The 19,731-nt window shown below is 65.6% G+C and carries 19 protein-coding genes; 14 read left to right on the top strand and 5 right to left on the bottom strand.

Translation table 11 applies throughout. The features are described 5' to 3' along the window. Positions 1 to 312 precede the first annotated feature (312 nt). The 3 genes from CPBF1521_RS11885 to CPBF1521_RS11875 all read right to left on the bottom strand — a co-directional run bounded on the left by CPBF1521_RS11885 (position 313) and on the right by CPBF1521_RS11875 (position 4,704). On the bottom strand, positions 313 to 1,518 hold the full coding sequence (locus CPBF1521_RS11885) for an acetyl-CoA C-acyltransferase (RefSeq protein ID WP_016901771.1): 1,206 nt from the start codon (positions 1,516 to 1,518) through the stop codon (positions 313 to 315). Between the two features lie 155 nt (positions 1,519 to 1,673). Next, a complete protein-coding gene (locus tag CPBF1521_RS11880; RefSeq protein WP_115677152.1) occupies positions 1,674 to 4,046 on the bottom strand; it encodes a 3-hydroxyacyl-CoA dehydrogenase/enoyl-CoA hydratase family protein in 2,373 nt (790 codons plus the stop codon). Positions 4,047 to 4,071: 25 nt separating this feature from the next. Beyond that, on the bottom strand, positions 4,072 to 4,704 hold the full coding sequence (locus CPBF1521_RS11875) for a TetR/AcrR family transcriptional regulator (RefSeq protein ID WP_024940119.1): 633 nt from the start codon (positions 4,702 to 4,704) through the stop codon (positions 4,072 to 4,074). A 217-nt stretch (positions 4,705 to 4,921) separates the two neighbouring features. Between CPBF1521_RS11875 and ndk the strand changes: the two genes are divergently transcribed. The 8 genes from ndk (at position 4,922) to CPBF1521_RS11835 (ending at position 12,999) form a co-directional block, all read left to right on the top strand. Continuing rightward, the gene (gene ndk / locus CPBF1521_RS11870) at positions 4,922 to 5,347 is read left to right on the top strand and encodes a nucleoside-diphosphate kinase (protein ID WP_024940120.1); all 426 of its coding nucleotides are present in this window, start codon (positions 4,922 to 4,924) and stop codon (positions 5,345 to 5,347) included. Between the two features lie 18 nt (positions 5,348 to 5,365). Beyond that, positions 5,366 to 6,571: a dual-specificity RNA methyltransferase RlmN gene (rlmN, locus tag CPBF1521_RS11865; protein ID WP_104582654.1), complete on the top strand. Its 1,206-nt coding sequence runs from the start codon at positions 5,366 to 5,368 to the stop codon at positions 6,569 to 6,571. Between the two features lie 10 nt (positions 6,572 to 6,581). Continuing rightward, a complete protein-coding gene (gene pilW / locus CPBF1521_RS11860) occupies positions 6,582 to 7,370 on the top strand; it encodes a type IV pilus biogenesis/stability protein PilW (protein WP_115677194.1) in 789 nt (262 codons plus the stop codon). Continuing rightward, positions 7,367 to 8,227 carry a RodZ domain-containing protein gene (locus CPBF1521_RS11855; RefSeq protein ID WP_115677151.1) on the top strand — a complete coding sequence of 287 codons (861 nt, stop codon included), beginning with the start codon at positions 7,367 to 7,369 and terminating at the stop codon, positions 8,225 to 8,227. Before pilW ends, CPBF1521_RS11855 begins: the two co-directional genes overlap by 4 nt. A 70-nt stretch (positions 8,228 to 8,297) precedes the next feature. Beyond that, positions 8,298 to 8,936, top strand: a complete 639-nt coding sequence (locus CPBF1521_RS11850) for a YfgM family protein (protein WP_104582652.1) — start codon at positions 8,298 to 8,300, stop codon at positions 8,934 to 8,936. After that, positions 8,936 to 10,153 carry an outer membrane protein assembly factor BamB gene (gene bamB, locus CPBF1521_RS11845; RefSeq protein ID WP_164739796.1) on the top strand — a complete coding sequence of 406 codons (1,218 nt, stop codon included), beginning with the start codon at positions 8,936 to 8,938 and terminating at the stop codon, positions 10,151 to 10,153. The genes CPBF1521_RS11850 and bamB overlap by 1 nt, the downstream gene beginning before the upstream one ends. Positions 10,154 to 10,163: 10 nt before the next feature. Continuing rightward, the gene (gene der, locus CPBF1521_RS11840; protein WP_115677150.1) at positions 10,164 to 11,561 is read left to right on the top strand and encodes a ribosome biogenesis GTPase Der; all 1,398 of its coding nucleotides are present in this window, start codon (positions 10,164 to 10,166) and stop codon (positions 11,559 to 11,561) included. A gap of 217 nt (positions 11,562 to 11,778) precedes the next feature. Then, positions 11,779 to 12,999, top strand: coding sequence for a molybdopterin molybdotransferase MoeA (locus tag CPBF1521_RS11835; RefSeq protein ID WP_115677149.1), 1,221 nt, complete (start codon positions 11,779 to 11,781; stop codon positions 12,997 to 12,999). Between the two features lie 248 nt (positions 13,000 to 13,247). Here the strand turns inward: CPBF1521_RS11835 and moeB are convergent, their stop codons facing one another. Beyond that, the gene (gene moeB / locus CPBF1521_RS11830; RefSeq protein ID WP_115677193.1) at positions 13,248 to 14,390 is read right to left on the bottom strand and encodes a molybdopterin-synthase adenylyltransferase MoeB; all 1,143 of its coding nucleotides are present in this window, start codon (positions 14,388 to 14,390) and stop codon (positions 13,248 to 13,250) included. Between the two features lie 104 nt (positions 14,391 to 14,494). Between moeB and CPBF1521_RS11825 the strand changes: the two genes are divergently transcribed. The 3 genes from CPBF1521_RS11825 to xth all read left to right on the top strand — a co-directional run bounded on the left by CPBF1521_RS11825 (position 14,495) and on the right by xth (position 16,990). Next, a complete protein-coding gene (locus tag CPBF1521_RS11825; protein WP_104582649.1) occupies positions 14,495 to 14,710 on the top strand; it encodes a hypothetical protein in 216 nt (71 codons plus the stop codon). Positions 14,711 to 15,200: 490 nt separating this feature from the next. After that, positions 15,201 to 15,779 carry a DUF4142 domain-containing protein gene (locus CPBF1521_RS11820; RefSeq protein ID WP_115677148.1) on the top strand — a complete coding sequence of 193 codons (579 nt, stop codon included), beginning with the start codon at positions 15,201 to 15,203 and terminating at the stop codon, positions 15,777 to 15,779. A gap of 218 nt (positions 15,780 to 15,997) precedes the next feature. Continuing rightward, the gene (xth, locus tag CPBF1521_RS11815; RefSeq protein ID WP_115677147.1) at positions 15,998 to 16,990 is read left to right on the top strand and encodes an exodeoxyribonuclease III; all 993 of its coding nucleotides are present in this window, start codon (positions 15,998 to 16,000) and stop codon (positions 16,988 to 16,990) included. 10 nt (positions 16,991 to 17,000) lie between these two features. On the opposite strand, the gene CPBF1521_RS11810 is transcribed toward xth, so the two are convergent. Continuing rightward, positions 17,001 to 17,291: a PQ-loop repeat-containing protein gene (locus tag CPBF1521_RS11810; RefSeq protein WP_115677146.1), complete on the bottom strand. Its 291-nt coding sequence runs from the start codon at positions 17,289 to 17,291 to the stop codon at positions 17,001 to 17,003. 210 nt (positions 17,292 to 17,501) lie between these two features. On the opposite strand from CPBF1521_RS11810, the gene CPBF1521_RS11805 reads away from it, so the two are divergent. The 3 genes from CPBF1521_RS11805 to CPBF1521_RS11795 are packed head-to-tail and all read left to right on the top strand — an operon-like array spanning position 17,502 to position 19,717. Continuing rightward, entirely contained in the window at positions 17,502 to 18,755 is a 1,254-nt protein-coding gene (locus CPBF1521_RS11805; RefSeq protein WP_115677145.1) for a molybdopterin molybdotransferase MoeA, read from the top strand. Between the two features lie 46 nt (positions 18,756 to 18,801). Beyond that, complete coding sequence (locus CPBF1521_RS11800) at positions 18,802 to 19,371, top strand: molybdenum cofactor guanylyltransferase (protein WP_115677144.1); 570 nt, start codon at positions 18,802 to 18,804, stop codon at positions 19,369 to 19,371. Further along, the gene (locus CPBF1521_RS11795; protein WP_115677143.1) at positions 19,355 to 19,717 is read left to right on the top strand and encodes a hypothetical protein; all 363 of its coding nucleotides are present in this window, start codon (positions 19,355 to 19,357) and stop codon (positions 19,715 to 19,717) included. The genes CPBF1521_RS11800 and CPBF1521_RS11795 overlap by 17 nt, the downstream gene beginning before the upstream one ends. Positions 19,718 to 19,731: the final 14 nt, after the last annotated feature.

The following is a 19,731-nucleotide window of genomic DNA, read 5'->3' as shown; positions in this document are numbered from 1 at the left end:
GAGAAGCGAAGACTGGGATGCGGTGGCATTGCGTGCGCGCCACGCTGGCTATCGAACGGCTGGCACGTTCTGGGCGTTCTTGCCGCAGATGCCGCCGGGCGGCAGTCAATGCGCAGATCATGAGCCCTGCTCAAATGCGACGCTTGGCCGGCGTGCCTGTCGGGCGTGCAACGGATGCATGGTGCCGCTTGCATCCGCTGACGACCGCCCGCACTGGCGCATAAAGAAGGCGTGCTTGCGCACGCCTTGGTTGACTGACAGCCGCGTCAGCGTTGCGAGATCGGCTTGGCAGCCGATCTCGCGATTGGTGACTTACAGCGCTTCGATGATGCCGGCCGCACCCATGCCGGTGCCGATGCACATGGTGACCATGCCGTACTTCTGCTGGCGACGGCGCAGGCCGTGCACCAGGGTGGCGGCACGGATCGCACCGGTGGCGCCCAGCGGGTGGCCCAGGGCGATGGCGCCGCCGAGCGGGTTGACCTTGGACGGATCCAGTTCGCTGTCGCGGATCACCGCCAGTGCCTGCGCGGCGAAGGCTTCGTTGAGCTCGATCCAGTCGAGCTGGTCCTTGGTCAGGCCGGCCTGCTTGAGCGCCTTGGGGATCGCCGCGATCGGGCCGATACCCATCACTTCCGGGCGCACGCCGGCCACCGAGAAGCTGACAAAACGCGCCAACGGGGTCAGGCCGTAATCCTTGATCGCCTGTTCCGAGGCCAGCAGCACCGCACCGGCGCCATCGCTCATCTGCGAGGAGTTGCCGGCGGTGACGCTGCCGCCGAACTGGCCATTGCGGAACACCGGGCGCAGCTTGGCCAGGCCTTCCAGCGAGCTGTCCGGGCGCGGGCCTTCGTCGGTGTCCACCAGGCGCTTGCGCAGTGCGATGACATTACCGGCTAGGTCGGGCTGGTGCGAGAGGATCTCGTACGGAGTGATCTCGTCGCGGAACTCGCCGGCGGCAATGGCGGCAATCGCCTTCTGGTGCGAAGCGAGTGCAAACGCATCCTGATCCTCGCGCGAGACCTTCCATTCCTCGGCGACCTTCTCGGCGGTGATGCCCATGCCGTAGGCGATGGCGACATGGTCGTCGGCGAACACGTTTGGCGACATGGCGACCTTGTTGCCCATCATCGGCACCATCGACATCGACTCGGTACCGCCGGCCAGCATCAGGTCGGCATTGCCCAGGCGGATCTGGTCGGCGGCCATCGCCACCGCCTGGATACCGGACGAGCAGAAGCGATTGATGGTCTGGCCGGCCACGGTGTTGGGCAGGCCGGCGAGCAACACGCCGATGCGCGCCACGTTCATGCCTTGCTCGCCCTCGGGCATTGCGCAGCCGATGATGGCGTCGTCGATGCGCGACAGGTCGATGCCCGGCGCCTGCGCCACCACTGCGCGCAAGACGTGCGCCAGCATGTCGTCGGGACGGGTATTGCGGAACACGCCCTTGGGCGCCTTGCCCACCGGCGTACGCGTGGCGGCGACGATGTAGGCTTCTTGAATCTGCTTGCTCATGGCTATCTCCGATAGCCGGGAATCGAGAATGGGGAGTCGGGAATCGCAAGTGCGGATTCGCCTGAGTTCGCCATTTTCATTACCCGGCAGAATAGTGGGGAGAAGCGGGGAGTCGGTTGGGCTTTTACCCATTCCCGATTCCCCACTCCCGATTCTCAGTTCCTGAGTGGCTTACCCGTCTTGAGCATGTGCCCAATCCGTGCCTGGGTCTTTTCCTGCTGGGCCAGTTCGACGAAGTGCTTGCGCTCCAGCTTGAGCAGCCATTCTTCGTCGACCAGCGCGCCGCGATCGACCTCGCCGCCGCACATCACCGTGGCGATGCGGGTGGCGATTTCATAGTCGTATTCGCTGATGAAACGGCCTTCCAGCATGTTGACCAGCAGCATCTTGAAGGTGGCGATGCCGACGTCGCCGGCGACCTGGATGCGGCGTGCCGGCAGCGGAGCGCGGTAGCCGCCCTCGGCCAGTGCGCGCGCTTCGGCCTTGGCGATGTGCAAGGCCTCGAAGCCGTTGAACACCACCTTGTCGGTGGCCCGCAGCAGGCCCAGCTCCTTGGCATTGACCGCCGAATTGGAGACCTTGGCCATCGCGATGGTTTCGAAGGTCTTCTTCAGCTCGGCGAACACATCGCCGCCCGGACCTGCCGCCACCGAGGCACGCGCGGCGATTTCCTTCAGCCCGCCGCCGGCCGGCAGCAGGCCGACGCCGGCTTCGACCAGGCCGATGTAACTTTCCAGCGAGGCCACGGTCTTGGCGCTATGCATCTGGAACTCGCAGCCGCCGCCCAGCGCCAGCCCGCGCACCGCCGAAATCACCGGCACCTGCGCATACTTGATGCGCTGGCTGGTGGCCTGGAAGTTGGCGACCAGCGCTTCGAACGCATCGACCTTACCAGCCTGCAGCAGACCCAGCGCACCGGCCAGATCGGCGCCGGCGGAGAAGGGCTCTTTCTGCTGCCAGATCACCAGCCCGGCGAAGTCCTTCTCGGCGCGGCCGACGACCTCCTGCAGACCATTGAGCACGTGATCGGAGACGGTGTTCATCTTGGTCTTGAAGCTGACCACGGCGATGTCGTCACCGTCGTGCCACATGCGCACGCCGTCGTTTTCGAACACCATCTCGCCCGGCGAGAACTGCTCGCCCAGCAACGGGTCGGGGAAGCGCTGGCGCTTGTATACCGGCAACGCCGAACGCGGCAGCTTGGCATCGCGTGCCGGGCTGTAAGAGCCCTCGGCTGCATGCACGCCGTCGCGGCCGTCGAACACCCAGTTCGGCAGCGGTGCGCTGCTCATGCTCTTGCCGTTGGAGATGTCTTCGGCAATCCACTGCGCCACCTGCTTCCAGCCGGCGGCCTGCCAGGTCTCGAACGGGCCGAGCGACCAGCCGTAGCCCCAGCGGATCGCCAGGTCCACGTCGCGCGCGGTCTCGGCAATATCGGCCAGGTGGTAGGCGCTGTAGTGGAACAGGTCGCGGAACGTGGCCCACAGGAACTGCGCCTGCGGGTGCTGGCTCTCGCGCAATTTGGCGAACTTCTCGGCCGGGTTCTTGATCTTGAGGATCTCGACCACTTCCGGCGCGGCGCTGCGGTCGGCGGTCCTGTAATCCTGCTTCTGCAGGTCCAGCACCACGATGTCCTTGCCGACCTTGCGGAAGATGCCGGCACCGACCTTCTGGCCGAGCGCGCCCTTGCCGATCAGCGCATCCAGCCACTTGGGCGATTTGAAATATTGATGCCACGGATCGTCGGGCAGGGTGTCGCCCATGGTCTTGATCACGTGCGCCATGGTGTCCAGGCCGACCACGTCCGAGGTGCGGTAGGTCGCCGACTTCGGGCGCCCGACCAGCGGGCCGGTCAGCGCATCGACTTCGTCGAAGCCCAGACCGAACTCGGCGGTGTGGTGGATGGTGGACAGGATCGAGAATACGCCGATGCGGTTACCGATGAAGTTCGGGGTGTCCTTCGCATACACCACGCCCTTGCCCAGCGTGGTGACCAGGAAGCTCTCCAGGCCTTCCAGCGCGGCCTTGTCGGTGCCCCTTGCGGGAATCAGCTCGGCCAGGTGCATGTAGCGCGGCGGGTTGAAGAAATGCACGCCGCAGAAGCGGTGGCGCAATTGCTCGGGCAGTACGTCGGAGAGCTTGTTGATGCCCAGGCCCGAGGTATTGGAGGCCAGCACGGCGTGCTCGGCCACGAACGGGGCGATCTTCTTGTACAGGTCCTGCTTCCAGTCCATGCGCTCGGCGATCGCCTCGATGATCAGGTCGCAATCGCGCAACTGCTCCAGGCCGCTCTCGTAGTTGGCCGGGGTGATCGCCTCGGCCAGCGCCTTGCTGGCGAGCGGGGCAGGGCTGAGCTTGCCGAGGTTGGCGATGGCCTTGAGCACGATGCCGTCGGCAGGACCCTCCTTGGCAGGCAGGTCGAACAGCACGGTGTCGACACCGGCGTTGGTGAGATGCGCGGCGATCTGCGCGCCCATGACGCCGGCACCGAGCACGGCAGCACGACGGACTAGCAACGGATTGGACATAGCGATGAGCCTTTGGTGTGAGCGACTACGGTGTGGAATGGGTACGGAAACCCGGTTCTGCAAAACGGATCAGTTCGCGCGCGGCGCGCGCGCGGTGGTCGGCCTCGCTGACGCCGGCCGGCCGCTTGATGAGGCCGAAATCGGCCATGGCATAGGTGAGCGCACCGGCGAGGAAATCCAGGCGCCAGTAAAGCTCCTCCTTGCTCAGGCCCGGCACGCAGGCAGCGATGGCCTTGCCGAATTCGCGCAGCACATGCCCGTAGTGGTCGGACAGGAACTTGCGCAAGTTGTCGTTCTTTTCGGCGTAGGCGCGCGCAATCACGCGCACGAACGCGCCGCCGCTCTGGCGGTCCTGGGCCATCGCCAGGGCCGGCTCGACGAAGGCCGCGAGTACCGCGGTGAGCTCGCCTGGCTGCGACTTCCTGGCCGCCTCCAGTTGCTGCAGGCGCGCTGCGGTCATCTCGTCCATGCGGCGGCGGAACACCTCGTTGACCAGGTTTTCCTTGGAACCGAAGTGGTAGTTGACCGCGGCGATATTGACGTCGGCCTGGGTGGTCAGCTGGCGCAGCGAGGTCCCGGCGAAGCCATGCTGGGCGAACAGCTCCTCGGCCGCGCCGAGGATGCGGTCCTTGGTGGAGAAGTGGGCGGGCTTGGGCATGCGCGGGAGGAAACTCAATCAAACGATTGTTTGAGTCTACGGGCTGGCCGCCGCGCCGGTCATGCGGCAGCGCAGCACGATTCAGGGGGCGGTGTGCAAATGCAGCGATGAAGAGATAGAATTGACCATCGCAAAGAAGCCTAAGCCCGCGTTTTGACGCGGGTTTTTTTCATGATAATCTCGGGCCTTCAGTGGCCCGCCCAACGGAGATCTTCCCATGGCGCTGGAGCGCACCCTGTCCATCATCAAGCCCGACGCCGTTGCCAAGAACGTCATCGGCGAAATCTACAGCCGTTTCGAAAAGGCCGGCCTGAAGATCGTGGCATCCAAGTACAAGCAGCTGTCGCGTCGCGAAGCCGAAGGCTTTTATGCCGTGCACCGCGAGCGTCCGTTCTTCAACGCGCTGGTCGAGTTCATGATCTCCGGCCCGGTGATGATCCAGGCACTGGAAGGCGAGAACGCCGTTGCCGCACACCGTGACCTGCTGGGCGCGACCAATCCCAAGGACGCCGCGCCGGGCACCATCCGCGCCGACTTCGCCGACTCGATCGATGCCAACGCCGCCCACGGCTCGGATTCGGTCGAGAACGCTGCCAACGAAGTCGCGTATTTCTTTGCCGCCACCGAAGTGGTCTCGCGCTGAGGCCGAGAGAGTCGAATCGTGAATGAGGTCGTGATCCCCTCCGTGCTGCAGGACGTTCCCGTCCGTGCCCCGGAACTGCGCAAGCAGAACCTGCTCGACCTCGACCGCGAGGGACTGGAGCGCTTCTTCGCCGACACGCTCGGCGAAGCGCGCTACCGTGCCCATCAGGTGATGAAGTGGATCCACCATCGCTACGTCACCGATTTCGACCAGATGACGGACCTCGGCAAGGCGCTGCGTGCGAAGTTGCACCAGCATGCCGAGGTCCTCGTCCCGAATGTCGTGTTCGACAAGCCGTCCACCGACGGGACCCACAAATGGCTGCTGGCCATGGGCACCGACGGCAAGAACGCGATCGAAACCGTCTACATCCCCGACAAGGGGCGCGGCACGCTATGCGTGTCGTCCCAGGTCGGCTGCGGCCTGAACTGCACCTTCTGTTCGACCGCCACCCAGGGCTTCAACCGCAACCTCACCACTGCCGAGATCGTCGGGCAGGTGTGGGTGGCCGCGCGCCATCTGGGCAACGTGCCGCACCAGCAGCGCCGCCTCACCAATGTGGTGATGATGGGCATGGGCGAGCCGTTGATGAATTTTGACAACGTCGTGCGTGCGATGAGCGTGATGCGCGACGACCTGGGCTACGGCCTGGCCAGCAAGCGGGTGACGCTGTCGACCTCGGGCCTGGTGCCGATGATCGACCGGCTCTCGACCGAAAGCGATGTCTCGCTGGCGGTCTCCTTGCATGCCGCCAACGACACGCTGCGCGAAAGCCTGGTGCCGTTGAACAAGAAGTACCCGATCGCCGAGCTGATGGAGTCGTGCGCGCGCTATCTGCGCGGCAACAAGAAGCGCGATTCGGTCACCTTCGAGTACACGTTGATGAAGGGCATCAACGACCAGCCCGAGCATGCGCGCCAGCTGGCCCGGTTGATGCGGCAGTTCGACAATGCGGTGCAGTCCAAGGACGCCGGCAAGGTCAATCTGATCCCGTTCAATCCATTCCCGGGCACGCGTTATGAGCGCTCGGGCGAGACCGAGATCCGCGCCTTCCAGAAGATCCTGCTCGATGCGCAAGTGCTGACGATGGTGCGCCGTACCCGCGGTGACGACATCGACGCCGCCTGTGGGCAGCTCAAGGGGCAGGTCATGGACCGCACCCGTCGGCAGGCGGACTTCCTGCGCACCCTGGAAGGGCAGGCCGGTCGAGATGCGGCAGCGTGATCTTGCCGTCATGGCGGCCGTGGCGATCGCGCTGAGCGTGGTCGGCTGCGGTGGTCGCAATGCAAAGGCGGGCTCGGTCCAGACGGTCGAGGAGGTCGCGCAGGTGCACTCGTTCCGCGACAGCAACGCAACCAAGAATCGTCTGGCGGTGCAGGAGAAGCTCGGTCTGGCCAATAACCGGCTGCAGATAGGCGACTATGCCGCTGCCGAGGAACAGGTCCGTGCAGCCTTGAAGAAAGATCCCCAATCGGTGGATGCCATTGGGTTGCTCGCGCTGATTCAGGGTGCCAAGGGCGATGTTTCCGGCTCCGGTGCCTCTTACCGCCGGGCTGCGGAACTTGCACCCCAGCGTGGCGATGTCTTGAACAATTACGGCGCATGGTTGTGCGCGAACGGCTCGCCGGCCGAAGCCTTGCTCTGGTTCGATCGCGCCCTGACCGACAGAAACTACGCCTCGCCCGCCTCTGCATTGGGCAATGCAGGCGGTTGCGCGCTCAAGGCGGGGCAGCCGGAACGTGCAGCCAGTGACTTGCGGAAAGCGCTGGAACTGGATCCAGTCAATCCGTACGCACTCGAGTCGATGGCGCGTTCGGAAGCGACACGTCGCAATTATTTCGAAGCGCGCGCCTTTATCGAACGACGGCTTGCGGCTGCACCGGCAACCGCTTCCGTGTTACAACTCGCCATTCAGATTGAGCAAGGGCTGGGCGACAAGGTAGCTGCCAGCCGTTACCAACAGCGGTTGGTCAGGGAATTTCCTGACGCAGCGACCGCCAACTCCGGGGCCAATGCATTGTGATCAGTGATTCCAATCCGAACCCTTTCGAGCAGGAAAAGGGCTGCGGACAGCATTTGCGCGACGCGCGCGAAGCGGCAGGTCTGAGCGTGGACGAAGTCGCCGGCAAGCTGCGCATGCCGGCGCATGTGGTGCGCTCGCTGGAGCAGGAAGAATGGCAGCGCCTGGGCGCGCCGGTCTTTGTGCGTGGTCAGTTGCGCAGCTATGCGCGCCTGCTGCATGTGGACCTGGAGCCATTGCTGAAGCAGGCCACCATTGCGCCGATCGAGCCGGTCAAGCTGGTCAGTCATACGCATACGCCGCGGGCGCGGCGCATCCTGGAAAGTACGGCGCGCAAGGCGATGTATGTGGTGATCACCGGCGTGTTCGCGGTGCCGGTGTGGTATGCGACCCGCTCGCACCTGGATGGCACGGTGCCCAGCACGGTGTCGCTGGACAGCATGCCCGAAACGCCCAGGGCCGGTACCCCGGCCAACGCTGCAACACAGGCGGCCGGCGCGCCGCGCGAGCAGCCGGCCCCGTACATCGCCTCGATGACGCCAGTGCCGCGCGCCACGCCGGAGGTCGAGACGCCTGCAGCGGCGTCCGCCACTGGCGGCAGTCTGTCGTTGAGCTTCAGTGGCGACAGCTGGGTGCAGATTCTGGCGCCCGATGGCAGCGCGGTCGAAAAAGCACTGGTGCGTGCCGGCGAGCGTCGCAGTTATTCGCCCGGGCAGGTGGGCCGGGTCGTGCTGGGCAACGCGTCGGCGGTAGAGGTTCAGCAAGGCGGCAGTATCGTCGACGTGAGACCGTTCCAGCGCGCTAACGTCGCCCGTTTTGCGGTATCCTCCGACGGCTCCGTGGTACCTGCTTCCGAGTGAAGCGGACTGCGGTTTTTCATTTCTCCCTATTGATGTTCCGCGCCTCCGGGATGACGGAGCGAGAGTACGCATGGCGATCGACGATCTGCTGGACGAACACGAACAAGGCGAACGCGTTCGTTCCTGGTTGAGAAAGAATGGCGCAGGGCTGATTGGCGGCGTCGTACTGGGCCTGGCCCTGATCCTGGGCTGGCAGTGGTGGCAGAAGCACACCGCCACTCAATCGGTGGAAGCCAATACCCGTTACGAGGCGGTGGTGAAGTCCATCCAGGGCAAGGACCTGGACAAGGCGGCCAAGGACATCGTGGCGCTTGATGACGGCAAGGGTGGAATCTACGCCGAGCTGGCTGCATTGCGTCTGGCCAAGGCCCAGGTGGATGCCGGCAAGCATGCCGAGGCGATCAAGACCTTGCGCGACGTGCCCGCCGAAGGCGAGCTCAAGCAGATCGTGCAGCAGCGCCTGGCGCGCGTGCTGACCGAAAGCGGCAAGCCGGACGAAGCGATCACGCTGCTGGCCGATGCGCAGGATCACACCAGCCTGGAGATCCGCGCCGATGCGCTGGTGGTGCAGGGCAAGCCGGATCAAGCGCGTGCGCTCTACGCCAAGGCCCTGACCACGGTGGACGTGGCCTCGCCGCAGCGCCGTTTGCTGGAAACCAAGCTGATGGATGTGGGCGGCAAGGTGCCCGATCCGGCGGAGCCGATTTGATGAAGCAGGTTGATATGTACAAGCGCATTGCATTGATCGCCCTGATGGGCGTGTCGCTGGCCGGTTGCAGCACCGTCAAGGGCTGGTTTGCAGGGAAGGACGCTGCCGCCAAGAAAGCGCAGGAACCTGCCGAGCTGGTCAAGTTCGAGCCGTCGGTCAAGGTCGACAAGATCTGGTCCACCGGCGTGGGCAAGGGCGAAGGCCATATCGGCGTGCGCCAGCGTCCGGCGGTGGCCGATGGCAAGGTGTACGCCTCGGCGATCACCGGGGGCGTGCAGGCACTGGACCTGCAGACCGGCAAGCGCGTGTGGGAATACAAGCCCAAGAAGGAAGAGCGCAACGATCGCAAGTTCAAGCAGCGCCTGTCCGGTGGCCCCGGCGTCGGCGATGGCCTGGTGGTGATCGGCACGCTGTCTGGCGACGTGATTGCGTTGAACCAGGCCGATGGCACCGAAAAGTGGCGGGCCAAGGTGCCGAACGAAGTCATCGCTGCACCGGCCATTGCACAGAACCTGGTGTTGGTGCGCAGCAACGATGGTCGCGTCACTGCCTTCGACGCAGCCACCGGCGAACGTCGCTGGTTCCATGCCGAAGAAGGCCCGACCCTGTCGGTGCGCGGCAATGCACCGATCGTGACCGGCCCGGGTGTGCTGTTCGTCGGCAACGATAGCGGTACCTTGAGCGCGCTGGCGTTGCAGGACGGCCGCCCGTTGTGGGAACAGGCGATTGGTGTGCCGGAAGGCCGCACCGAGCTGGAGCGCATGTCCGATGTGGACGGCGCGCCGGTACTCGACGGCACCACGCTGTATGCGACCAGCTTCAAGAACGAGACTCTCGCACTGGAAGGCCCGAGCGGTCGTCCGCTGTGGACGCGCGATCACGGCGGCGCCGGTGGCGTCGGCGTGTCGTCCGCGGTGGTGGTGGTGTCCGACAACGCCGGCTCGGTGTGGGGCCTGGACAAGAGCAGCGGCGCGGCGATGTGGTCGCAGGCCGCGCTGGCACGTCGCTCCCTGACCGGTGTGGCCATCCAGGGCGATTACGCCGTGGTCGGCGATTACAAAGGCTATCTGCACTGGCTGAAGCTCAGCGATGGTGCACTGGCCGCGCGCGCTCGCGCTGGACGCGACACGCTGCTGGCGCAGCCGATCGTCGTGGATGGCATTCTGTTGGTACAAAACACCGATGGCGATATCACCGCCTTCCGGTTGGCACAATAAGGACTTCGCGATGCTGCCCCTGGTCGCCCTGGTCGGACGGCCCAATGTCGGCAAGTCCACCATTTTCAATGCGCTGACGCGCACCCGTGATGCGCTGGTCCACGACCAGCCCGGCGTCACCCGCGACCGTAACTACGGGGTCTGCCGTCTCGACGAGGAGCGTCCGTTCATCGTCGTCGATACCGGCGGTATTGCCGGCGATGAGGAAGGCCTGGCCGGCGCCACCGCGCGGCAGGCCCGCGCCGCTGCCGGCGAAGCCGATCTGGTGCTGTTCGTGGTCGACGGCCGCGAAGGTGCGTCCTCGCTCGACGACGAGATCCTGGCCTGGCTGCGCAAGCTGGCACGGCCGACCGTGCTGGTCATCAACAAGATCGACGGCACCGACGAGGAGACCGTGCGCTCGGAATTCGCGCGCTACGGCTTCTCCGACGTGGTGGCGCTGTCTGCCGCGCATCGGCAGGGCATCGACGAGTTGCTCGAGGAAGTCGGCGCACGCCTGCCCGAGGAAGGTGCCGGCGAGTTGCTGGACACCGACCCGGCACGTGTACGCATCGCCTTTGTCGGCCGCCCGAACGTGGGCAAGTCGACGCTGGTCAATCGCCTGCTCGGCGAGGAGCGCATGATCGCCTCGGAAGTGCCGGGCACCACGCGCGATTCGATCGCCGTTGACATGGACCGCGACGGGCGCCAGTACCGCTTGATCGACACGGCCGGCCTGCGTCGCCGTGGCAAGGTCGAGGAAGCGGTGGAGAAATTCAGCGCGTTCAAGACGCTACAGGCGATCGAGCAATGCCAGGTCGCGGTGCTGATGCTCGATGCCGGCGAAGGCGTCACCGATCAGGACGCGACCATCCTGGGGGCGATCCTTGATGCCGGTCGTGCCCTGGTGGTGGCGATCAACAAATGGGACGGGCAGAGCGACTACCAGCGTGCGCAGGCCGAAGACCTGCTGTCGCGCAAGCTGGGCTTCGTCAGCTGGGCCGAGGCGGTGCGGATTTCCGCGCTGCACGGCTCGGGCATGCGCGAGTTGTTCCAGGCGATCCATCGCGCACACGCGTCGGCCACGCACGAGTTCAGCACCAGCGAAGTCAACCAGGCGCTGGAAATCGCCTACGAGACCAATCCGCCGCCGAGCATCCGTGGCCATGTCTCCAAGCTGCGTTACGTGCATCCGGGTGGCGCAAATCCGCCGACCTTCATCGTGCATGGCACGCGCCTGAAGGTGCTGCCGGAGTCCTACAAGCGCTATCTGGAAAACTTCTTCCGCAAGCGCTTCAAGCTGGTCGGCACGCCGGTGCGTTTCATCTTCCGCGAGGGTGCCAATCCGTACGAGGGCAAGAAGAACACGCTCACCGACCGGCAGGTGGCGCGCAAAAGACGGTTGATGAAGCACGTCAAGGGCAAGTAAGCAGGGCACTTAGGGCATGTGCGGGTGCCGGCAGGGCGGCAGGCACCAGCCACGCGTGGCGCGCGATCGTCAGGTGGAGTGAGTGCCGGACCCTTTCTTGCCATGGCGATGCGGCGCGTACCACATCGGGGGGTAGTGGCATTGACCTGCTTGCGGCACCTGCACGCGCGGTGCCGGGCGCTCCGGGCCGTCGTGTCGCACTGGTATCCTGCGTGCCATGACCGACTATCCTTCCCGCATTCCCTATGCGCAGGCATTGCAGATCCTGCAGGCTGTCGCAGCCAACAGCCGTCCGCCTGACGAAAACATCGCCACCTCGCGTGCCGATGGGCGCATCTGCGCTGCCGATCTGATTGCGCCGCTTGCATTGCCGCCCTCCGCCAACAGCGCGATGGATGGCTTTGCGTTGCGGCATGCCGATGCTGCTGCTGGCGATGCGTCATTGCAACTGGTCGGTGAACAATTCGCCGGCGAGCGCTGGACCGGCACGCTGAGCGCGGGCCAGTGCCTGCGCATCACCACCGGTGCGCCGCTGCCCGATGGCGCCGATACCGTGATCCCGAAGGAAGATGCGCAGGAGCGCGATGGCGTGGTGCGCTTCCGCACGGTGCCTGCCTTGGGTGCGGCGGTACGCCAGGCCGGTAGCGACGTGCGCGCGGGCGACCTGGTGATACAGAGCGGGCAGGTGTTGACGCCTGCCCGGATTGGACTGGCGGCTGCGCTGGGCCTGTCGCGGCTTGCAGTGGCGCCGCGGCCGACCATTGCGGTGCTGGCCACCGGCGATGAGCTGGTGGAGCCGGGCATGCCGTTGGGGCCGGGACAGATCTACAACAGCAACCGCGACATGCTGATGGCGCAGCTGCGGGCACTGGGCTATGCGCCGACCGCCTGGCCGACCCTGCCCGACGATCCACAGCGTATCCGCACGATGCTGGAAGATGCGGCTGCGGCCTTCGACGTGGTGATCACCTGCGGCGGCGTCTCGGCGGGAGAGAAGGATTATCTGCCGCAACTGATCGGCGAACTGGGCCGCATCCACTTCTGGCGCGTGCGCATGCGCCCGGGCATGCCGGCGGTGCTGGGCCAGATTGGGCGCTGCCTGCTGCTGGGCCTGCCGGGCAACCCGGTCTCGGTGCTGGCGACGTTGATCGCCTACGGCGTGCCGTTGCTGGATGGCCTGCAGGGACGTAGCGAGCCGCGTCCGTCTTGGCATGCGGCGCTGGCAAGCCCATGGGAAAAACGCCACGAGCGCCTGGAGTTCCTGCGCGGGCGCCTGGAGTGCGGCGAAGACGGACGTCTGAGCGCGTTGCCGCACCGCGGCGATGCATCGCATCTGTTACGTGGCGCGGCCGACAGCAATGCCCTGATCGTGCTGCCGGAACAGGCGCGGCGCTTCGAGGCGGGCGAGATCGTGCGGGTGATTCCCTACGCGCTGTGATCCCTTGGTGAACCAGGCGCCGCCAGCAGGAAATACCGTGCCTGACGCCAGCGGGCGCGGCCGCTGCACGATGCGGCAGGTGCCCCGGTTTCTGGTCCATGCGGTTGCTTCCGCGCCGTTCGCACGCATCCGCCAACGGTGCGTTACATGGTGTCGGCGACGCTGAGGGAACGACTGTTTACCCAGCAAGCCGGCGCACGGGGGATCGGCGGCAACCAATGCCGCCGATGTCCGTTCGGCCGCCGCTATCAGCCGATTGCGCTGCCGCAGAACGCGGCGTAATCGGCATAACCGGCGAATGCGACGCCAGGTGCGCAGACCGGGCACTGCGGGTCGGGCGGCAGGCGGATCTCGCGGAACCGCATCGCCAGCGCATCGAAGCTGAGCAAGCGTCCGGTGAGTGTGTCGCCGATACCGAGCAGCAACTTGATTGCCTCGGTGGCCTGCAGCAGGCCGATCACGCCGGGCAGCACGCCCAGCACGCCGGCTTCGGCGCAGCTGGGCGCGAATTCGGCTGGCGGTGGCTCGGGAAACAGGCAGCGATAGCACGGTGCCTGGCCGCGCTTGCGGCCGGCATCGAACACGCTCAGTTGCCCTTCGAACTGCTGTACCGCGCCGTAGACCAGCGGCTTGCCGAGTTTGACGCAGGCGTCGTTGAGTAAATAACGCGCAGGAAAATTATCGGCTCCGTCGACCACGACATCCACGTCCTCGAGCAAGGCGTCGACATTGTCGGCAGTCACGCGCGCCTGCCGCGCTTGGACCTGCACGCGTGGATTGAGCGCGGCAATGCGCTGTGCGGCCGAGCTAACCTTGGCAATGCCGACGCTGTCCTCGACATGCAGGATCTGGCGCTGCAGATTGCTGCGGTCCACGACATCGTCATCGACGATCCGCAGCTGGCCGACGCCGGCGGCGGCGAGATAGAACGCCGCAGGCGAGCCGAGCCCGCCTGCACCGACGAGCAACACGCGCGAACGCGCCAGGCGCTGCTGTCCTTCAAGACCGACCTGCGGCAGGCGCAGATGGCGCGAATACCGCTCGAGAAAATCCTGCTCGTCGGGCGGCAGGGTCGGGCGCACCAGGGGGAGGCCGGCGCTCGTCCATGCGGTGGTGCCACCGAGCACCGAAGACACCTGCGTATAGCCCTGTGCGCGCAGGATCTCCGCCGTGTGTGCCGAGCGCTTGCCACTCTGGCAGATCAGCACGATCTCGCGCGCCTGCTCCGACAGGTGCTGTGCGGGTGCGGTTTCCAGATCGCGTTGCGCAATGGCCAACGCGCCTTCGGCCTGGCCGCCGGCACGCTCGTGCAGCTGCCGGATATCGACCAGCAAGGCACCTTGCAGGGCGCGCAGGCGGGCGTTTGCAGGGGAGATGTCGTGGCTGCTCATGGCGCCATTGTCGCGCAAACGCAGGGCATGCGATGCACGGGATTGCCATGTTGGCATCAGGCTCACCAGCACGGCGGTAGCGTGGTCGTACAAGGAGACCCTCAATGACACCTGATATCGACGCGCAACTGAAACAACTTGCCGATGCATTGCCTGATATGCGTCGCCAGCATCCGGACGACTTCTGGGATGTCTTCCACGCACGTGCAGAGAAGATCACCGCTGCCGCGGGCTCGCAGGAGCAGGCGGCGCAAATCGTCAAGCGGATCGACGACATCCTAGCGGCCAATCAGCTTGGACCTGCGGATCCCGGCGCCTGAGCCCGCAGTCCTCGATGCGTGGGCGTTGCGGTGAGCTAGATTGGCCTACGCCCGATCCGCGCATCTCCAGCATCGACCGGCAGCAAGCCGGCGCGGCATGACTGTAGCGCCGGCTTGCCCGCAGCGGTGCCTGCGCCGGTCGCCGTATCGGCATGCAATTACTGCCAGCACAGCGTCAGGCCGCCACGCGGAACCGGTGGAGGCTCGAGCCCGCGGCGCGTGTGCGTCCTGCGTTCGATCGCAACGCGGGTGTCGGGCTGCCGAGGATTGCAAGCAGTCCGACGATCCCAACCATACGCGATCGCCACGGGATCCATTGGCGCACCGCACTGCAGCCGACGACGCCGTAGAAGAACTTCGTGACCTTCACTTGAGGTGAAGTGCGGTGCGTTGCAGCAAGGTTTTTTCTCCGATCGTCGACACCGGTTCGACGATCGGGTCACGCGAGGAGATCCAGCATGGAGGCACATCCTCTAGCGTGGAGATTCTCATGAAAGCACGTCACCCGATGTTTGCAGCGCTGGCCCTGTATTTGGGCGTCACCGTCGCTGCGCATGCGCAGACTGCAACGCAGGCCGACATGCCGGCCGCCCCCGAGCAACAGGCGGCCAACAGCATGCCGAACGCGAAGGAGCGCGAGGCGCTGGGCACCTTGAGCGCCATCAATACCAGCGAAATCAACGCGGCCAATCTCGCGTTGCAGAAGCAGGTGCAAGGCGGCGTGCGCGACTATGCGATGCAGATGGTCAAGGAGCACACCGAGAACAATCAGAAGCTGGCCAAATGGTCGCCGGATGTGTCTGCTGCCAGTGCCAAGGCGCAGATGAGCAAGGGCAAGACCGAACTGGCGACGCTGCAGAAGCTCGACGCCAAAGCATTCGAGGCCGCCTACGTCACGGCGATGGTCAAGGACCACACCGATGCATTGTCAGCGCTGGACAAGCAGCTGATTCCCGCTGCCAAAACGCCGCAGGTGCTGACGCATCTGCAGACCACGCGTAGCCATGTCGCCGACCATCTGGCGGCAGCCAAGGCCCTGCAGGCCGGCACCAAGGGTGCTGGACGCTGAGGCCTGTGCGTATTGCCGGCAAGTGACTGACCGCCCGGTTGCCGTTGCAACGGGCGGTCAAGGTTTCGAGGGTGTCGGTCAAGACCGGTGCCACAGGCTGATCGTCTGCTAGGCGTGGGCACCTATGCCAGCACGCGACGGAGCTTCACTCCGCTTGAGCATCTGCTTAATGCCAGGCCGGCAATGCTGTTCCATTCCGCTCATCTGGCCGTTCGCCCATGCCCGCCACCACCCGCAAGATCGCGACCTTCAACGTCAATGGCATCACTAGCCGTCTGCCGCATTTGCTGGACTGGTTGCAGCGCGAGCAACCGGACATCGTCGGCTTGCAGGAACTGAAAGCCACGCAGGACGCCTTTCCGGAACAGGCGATCCGTAATGCCGGATACGGCGTGATCTGGCAGGGCGAGAAGTCGTGGAACGGCGTGGCATTGCTGGCGCGTGGCGCCGATCCGGTGGAAATCCGTCGGGGGCTGCCATGGGACCGTGGCGATACGCAGAGCCGTTATCTCGAAGCGGCAATTCACGGGGTCGTGGTGGCCTGCCTGTATCTACCCAACGGCAATCCGCAGCCCGGGCCGAAGTTCGACTACAAGCTGGCATGGTTTCAACGCCTGATCCGGCATGCCAGGACGCTGGTGGACCTGCCACACCCGGTCGCACTGATCGGCGACTTCAACGTGGTGCCGACCGATGCCGACATCTACGATCCCAAAGGCTGGCGCAAGGATGCATTGCTGCAGCCGGAGAGCCGCCAGGCGTATCGGACCCTGCTCGACCAGGGCTGGACCGACAGCCTGCTTGCCGTCCACGGCCAGACGCCGATCTATACCTTCTGGGACTATTTTCGCCAGCATTTTGCGCGTGATCGCGGCCTGCGCATCGATCACTTGCTGCTCAATCGCACCCTGGCGCCCGGACTGCAGGACGCCGGCGTGGACAAGTGGGTCCGTGCATTGGAAAAAGCCAGCGATCACGCGCCGACATGGATCAGCGTGCGTGTGCCGGACGTGGTAGCCGGGCCGGCACCGCAGGCCAAGGCTGTGTCCAAGCCGCGTAAACGGCCCGTCGCAAAGGCAGCTGCGGTGCGCAAGCCGACCGCGAAGACGGCGCCCAAGATCGGGACGAAGAAGACGCCAACGCCGCCCGCCACCAGCACGTCAACCGCACCCGCCAAGCCGCGCAAGCGGGCGAAGAAACGCGCTGAATAATGCGGCAGGGTTAGCCGGTCCCGCTGGCATGGCGACGCTCCATCCGACGCTGCTTGATCCGGTGCAGCACATGCCCGGTGAGGGCGGTCAGCAGGATCAGTACGTTGCTGACGATAAACACTGCATTGCCGACCAGGTAGCTGTAGAGGATGAACAGCACCGAGGCGCTGATCTGGCCGATGAACAGCCAGCGCGACACGCCGTGCGCTGCGTCCGAGCGCCATTGCTTGTAGATCTGGCGGATCAAGGTGGCAATCAGGATGGTACTGGCGAGCCAGCCCACAAGGTCGACGGGTTGCATGCGGAACGGCTACCGTGGGGAACGGCGTGCAATAGTGCGAGGTGCCATGTGGGCATGGCGTTCTAGCGGCTTCAAGCGACGCGCGCCATCGGCCAGACAGGCATGTGCGTGCAGCAGGACGCAGCGATGCCGCAACCGCCATACCTGTACCGGCCGCGCCGGGGGCCGGTATCCTAGCCAGGTCATCCATCGCTCGACCGTGCCTTGCTCATGATCAGCTACGCCGACGCACTTGCGATTGTCCACCAGCAGATCGCCGTGCTTGCCGGCGAGTGGGTGGACAGTGCCGATGCCGAGGGACGGGTGCTTGCGCAGGCCTTGTCGAGTCCGGCCGAGCTGCCGGTGTTCGACAACAGTGCGATGGATGGATTTGCGTTGTCCACCGCCGGCCGCGGTGCAACCGCCGGCAGCGAACACGTCATCGGCGGCAGCGTTGCCGCAGGTGAAGATGCCGATGGCATCGCGGCTGCCCACGCTTGGGAAATCATGACCGGTGCCGGCTTGCCTGCGGGTGCCGATGCAGTGGTGCCGATCGAGCAGGTGGACGTGCTGGCGCATGATGGCCCACGGCCCATCCGCATCCGTCTGCGCACCGATCTTCACGCCGGCCAGCACATTCGGCGACGCGGAGAAGATGTGGCTTTGCACGATCGCGTGATCGCGGCCGGCACCGTGCTGCGCGCCGCCCACCTGATGCTGTTGGCCGCGCTGGGGTGTGCGCGTGTGCAGGTGGTGCGGCGTCCGCGTGTGGCCCTGATTGCGACCGGCCGCGAACTGGTCGGCGATCCGGCGCAGCTGCTGCAGCCTGGTCAGATCCGCGATGGCACCAGCAGCTATCTGCTCAGCCAGCTGCGTGCAGCCGGTGCCGAAGTCGTGTGGCATGGACAGGTGGGCGATGACGCTGCCGGCTTCGATCCGGCGCTTGCGCAGGCGCGCAATGCGGGCGCCGATGTGATTCTGAGCACGGGCGCGGTGTCGCGCGGTCGCTACGATTTCGTGCCGGATGCCTTGGCACGGCATGGCGCGGCGGTGCTGTTCCACAAGGTTGCGGTGCGGCCAGGCAAGCCGGTGTTGCTGGCGCGCTTCGAGGACGGCGTGCTGTATGTCGGCCTGCCGGGCAATCCAATGGCCAGCGCCGCCGGGCTGCGTTTTTTCGTCGAGCCGGCGTTGCGCGGCTTGCTTGGCATGCCGGCCGAGCGCGGCTTGCAGGTTGCGCTGGAGACGCCGATGCAGGCACGGCCACTCTGGCGGCAGCACCTGCGCGCACGCTTGACCTGCAGCGCTGCCGGCGTGCTCTGCGTGCAGATCCTGCCGCAGCAGGAGTCGTTCCGCGTGGCGCCGTTGCTGCAGGCCAATGTCTGGGCAGTGCTGGAACCGCAGGACGCGGGCGCCGCGCCCGCGACGACGGCGCAAGTGTTCGGGCTGGGCCATCTGCAGCCGGCCGCACCGGCGCTTGTGCCATGAGCGTGCGCCGGCACGTGGCGCGATGTGGTGCCGGCGGGCAGGCGGCATGAGCGCCACGCCTGCCTGGACGGGTGTGGTGCTGGCCGGTGGCCGGTCCTCTCGGATGGGGCAGGACAAGGCGCTGCTGCAGTGGCACGGCCGTCCATTGCTGGAGCACATGCAGGCCTTGCTGCGTGATGCCGGCGCGCGCGATGTGGTGATCAGCGGCGATCGCCCGGGCTATGCCGGGATTGCCGACGTGCAGCCGGACCTGGGGCCGCTTGGCGGCCTGGCCAGCGTCATCGATCGGCTGGCCGATGCAGTGACGCTGGTGGTGGTCCCGGTCGACATGCCACTGCTGTCCAGGGCATTGCTGGAGCGGCTGCTGGCCCCGCCACATCAGCGCTGCGTTGCCTTCGAAGACCAGATGTTGCCGATGCGGCTGTACCTGGATGCCGCTGTGCGTGAGGCACTCGCTGCGCTGATGGCCGGCGCCGGGCCGTCACGCTCACTGCGCGCCCTGCAGACCGCATTGCAGTGCCATCGCGTGGCTGTCACCGCCAGCGAACGCGCCGCGTTCGTCAATTGCAATACGCCCGAGCAGTGGAGTCAGCTCATCCATGAAAATCCAGATTGAAGGTCAGCAGCTGCGCTTTCGCATCGACGAAGCCGAATTGGCCGAGTTGCTTGCCGGGCGTAGTGTTGAGAATCTGAGCCGCTTGCCGAGCGGGCAGGGCGCGCGACTGGTGCGCCACAGCGTGAGCCTGACCGGCGGTCACGCGGCCTGCAACTGCGCCACCGACCATTGGCAGTTGTCGGTGCCGCGCGATGCATTGGAGGACCATGCAAGGCAATTGCCCAGCCGCGAGGGACTGCGCTTCAGCTTCGATGCCGGTGCTGGCCACGCCGAACAGACGGCGTTGCAGGTGACCTTCGATATCGATGTGCGCGACAGTGCGCGCAAGCGCTTTCCGAAAGCCTGAGGTGGCGGTGGCCG

This window comes from Xanthomonas euroxanthea, assembly GCF_900476395.1.
In the GTDB taxonomy this organism is placed as follows: domain Bacteria; phylum Pseudomonadota; class Gammaproteobacteria; order Xanthomonadales; family Xanthomonadaceae; genus Xanthomonas; species Xanthomonas euroxanthea.
Note: the sequence above shows the minus strand (reverse complement) of the source record. Positions and strands in the feature narration are given on the sequence as shown.

Coding starts and splice junctions, on each gene's coding strand:
- CPBF1521_RS11820 (WP_115677148.1), top strand. CDS start 15,201: ATGAAAGCACGTCACCCGATGTTTGCAGCGCTGGCCCTGTATTTGGGC.
- CPBF1521_RS11800 (WP_115677144.1), top strand. CDS start 18,802: ATGAGCGCCACGCCTGCCTGGACGGGTGTGGTGCTGGCCGGTGGCCGG.
- CPBF1521_RS11880 (WP_115677152.1), bottom strand. CDS start 4,046: ATGTCCAATCCGTTGCTAGTCCGTCGTGCTGCCGTGCTCGGTGCCGGC.
- CPBF1521_RS11825 (WP_104582649.1), top strand. CDS start 14,495: ATGACACCTGATATCGACGCGCAACTGAAACAACTTGCCGATGCATTG.
- xth (WP_115677147.1), top strand. CDS start 15,998: ATGCCCGCCACCACCCGCAAGATCGCGACCTTCAACGTCAATGGCATC.
- der (WP_115677150.1), top strand. CDS start 10,164: ATGCTGCCCCTGGTCGCCCTGGTCGGACGGCCCAATGTCGGCAAGTCC.
- CPBF1521_RS11835 (WP_115677149.1), top strand. CDS start 11,779: ATGACCGACTATCCTTCCCGCATTCCCTATGCGCAGGCATTGCAGATC.
- CPBF1521_RS11810 (WP_115677146.1), bottom strand. CDS start 17,291: ATGCAACCCGTCGACCTTGTGGGCTGGCTCGCCAGTACCATCCTGATT.
- bamB (WP_164739796.1), top strand. CDS start 8,936: ATGAAGCAGGTTGATATGTACAAGCGCATTGCATTGATCGCCCTGATG.
- moeB (WP_115677193.1), bottom strand. CDS start 14,390: ATGAGCAGCCACGACATCTCCCCTGCAAACGCCCGCCTGCGCGCCCTG.
- CPBF1521_RS11885 (WP_016901771.1), bottom strand. CDS start 1,518: ATGAGCAAGCAGATTCAAGAAGCCTACATCGTCGCCGCCACGCGTACG.
- pilW (WP_115677194.1), top strand. CDS start 6,582: ATGGCGGCCGTGGCGATCGCGCTGAGCGTGGTCGGCTGCGGTGGTCGC.
- CPBF1521_RS11795 (WP_115677143.1), top strand. CDS start 19,355: ATGAAAATCCAGATTGAAGGTCAGCAGCTGCGCTTTCGCATCGACGAA.
- ndk (WP_024940120.1), top strand. CDS start 4,922: ATGGCGCTGGAGCGCACCCTGTCCATCATCAAGCCCGACGCCGTTGCC.
- CPBF1521_RS11850 (WP_104582652.1), top strand. CDS start 8,298: ATGGCGATCGACGATCTGCTGGACGAACACGAACAAGGCGAACGCGTT.
- CPBF1521_RS11875 (WP_024940119.1), bottom strand. CDS start 4,704: ATGCCCAAGCCCGCCCACTTCTCCACCAAGGACCGCATCCTCGGCGCG.
- CPBF1521_RS11805 (WP_115677145.1), top strand. CDS start 17,502: ATGATCAGCTACGCCGACGCACTTGCGATTGTCCACCAGCAGATCGCC.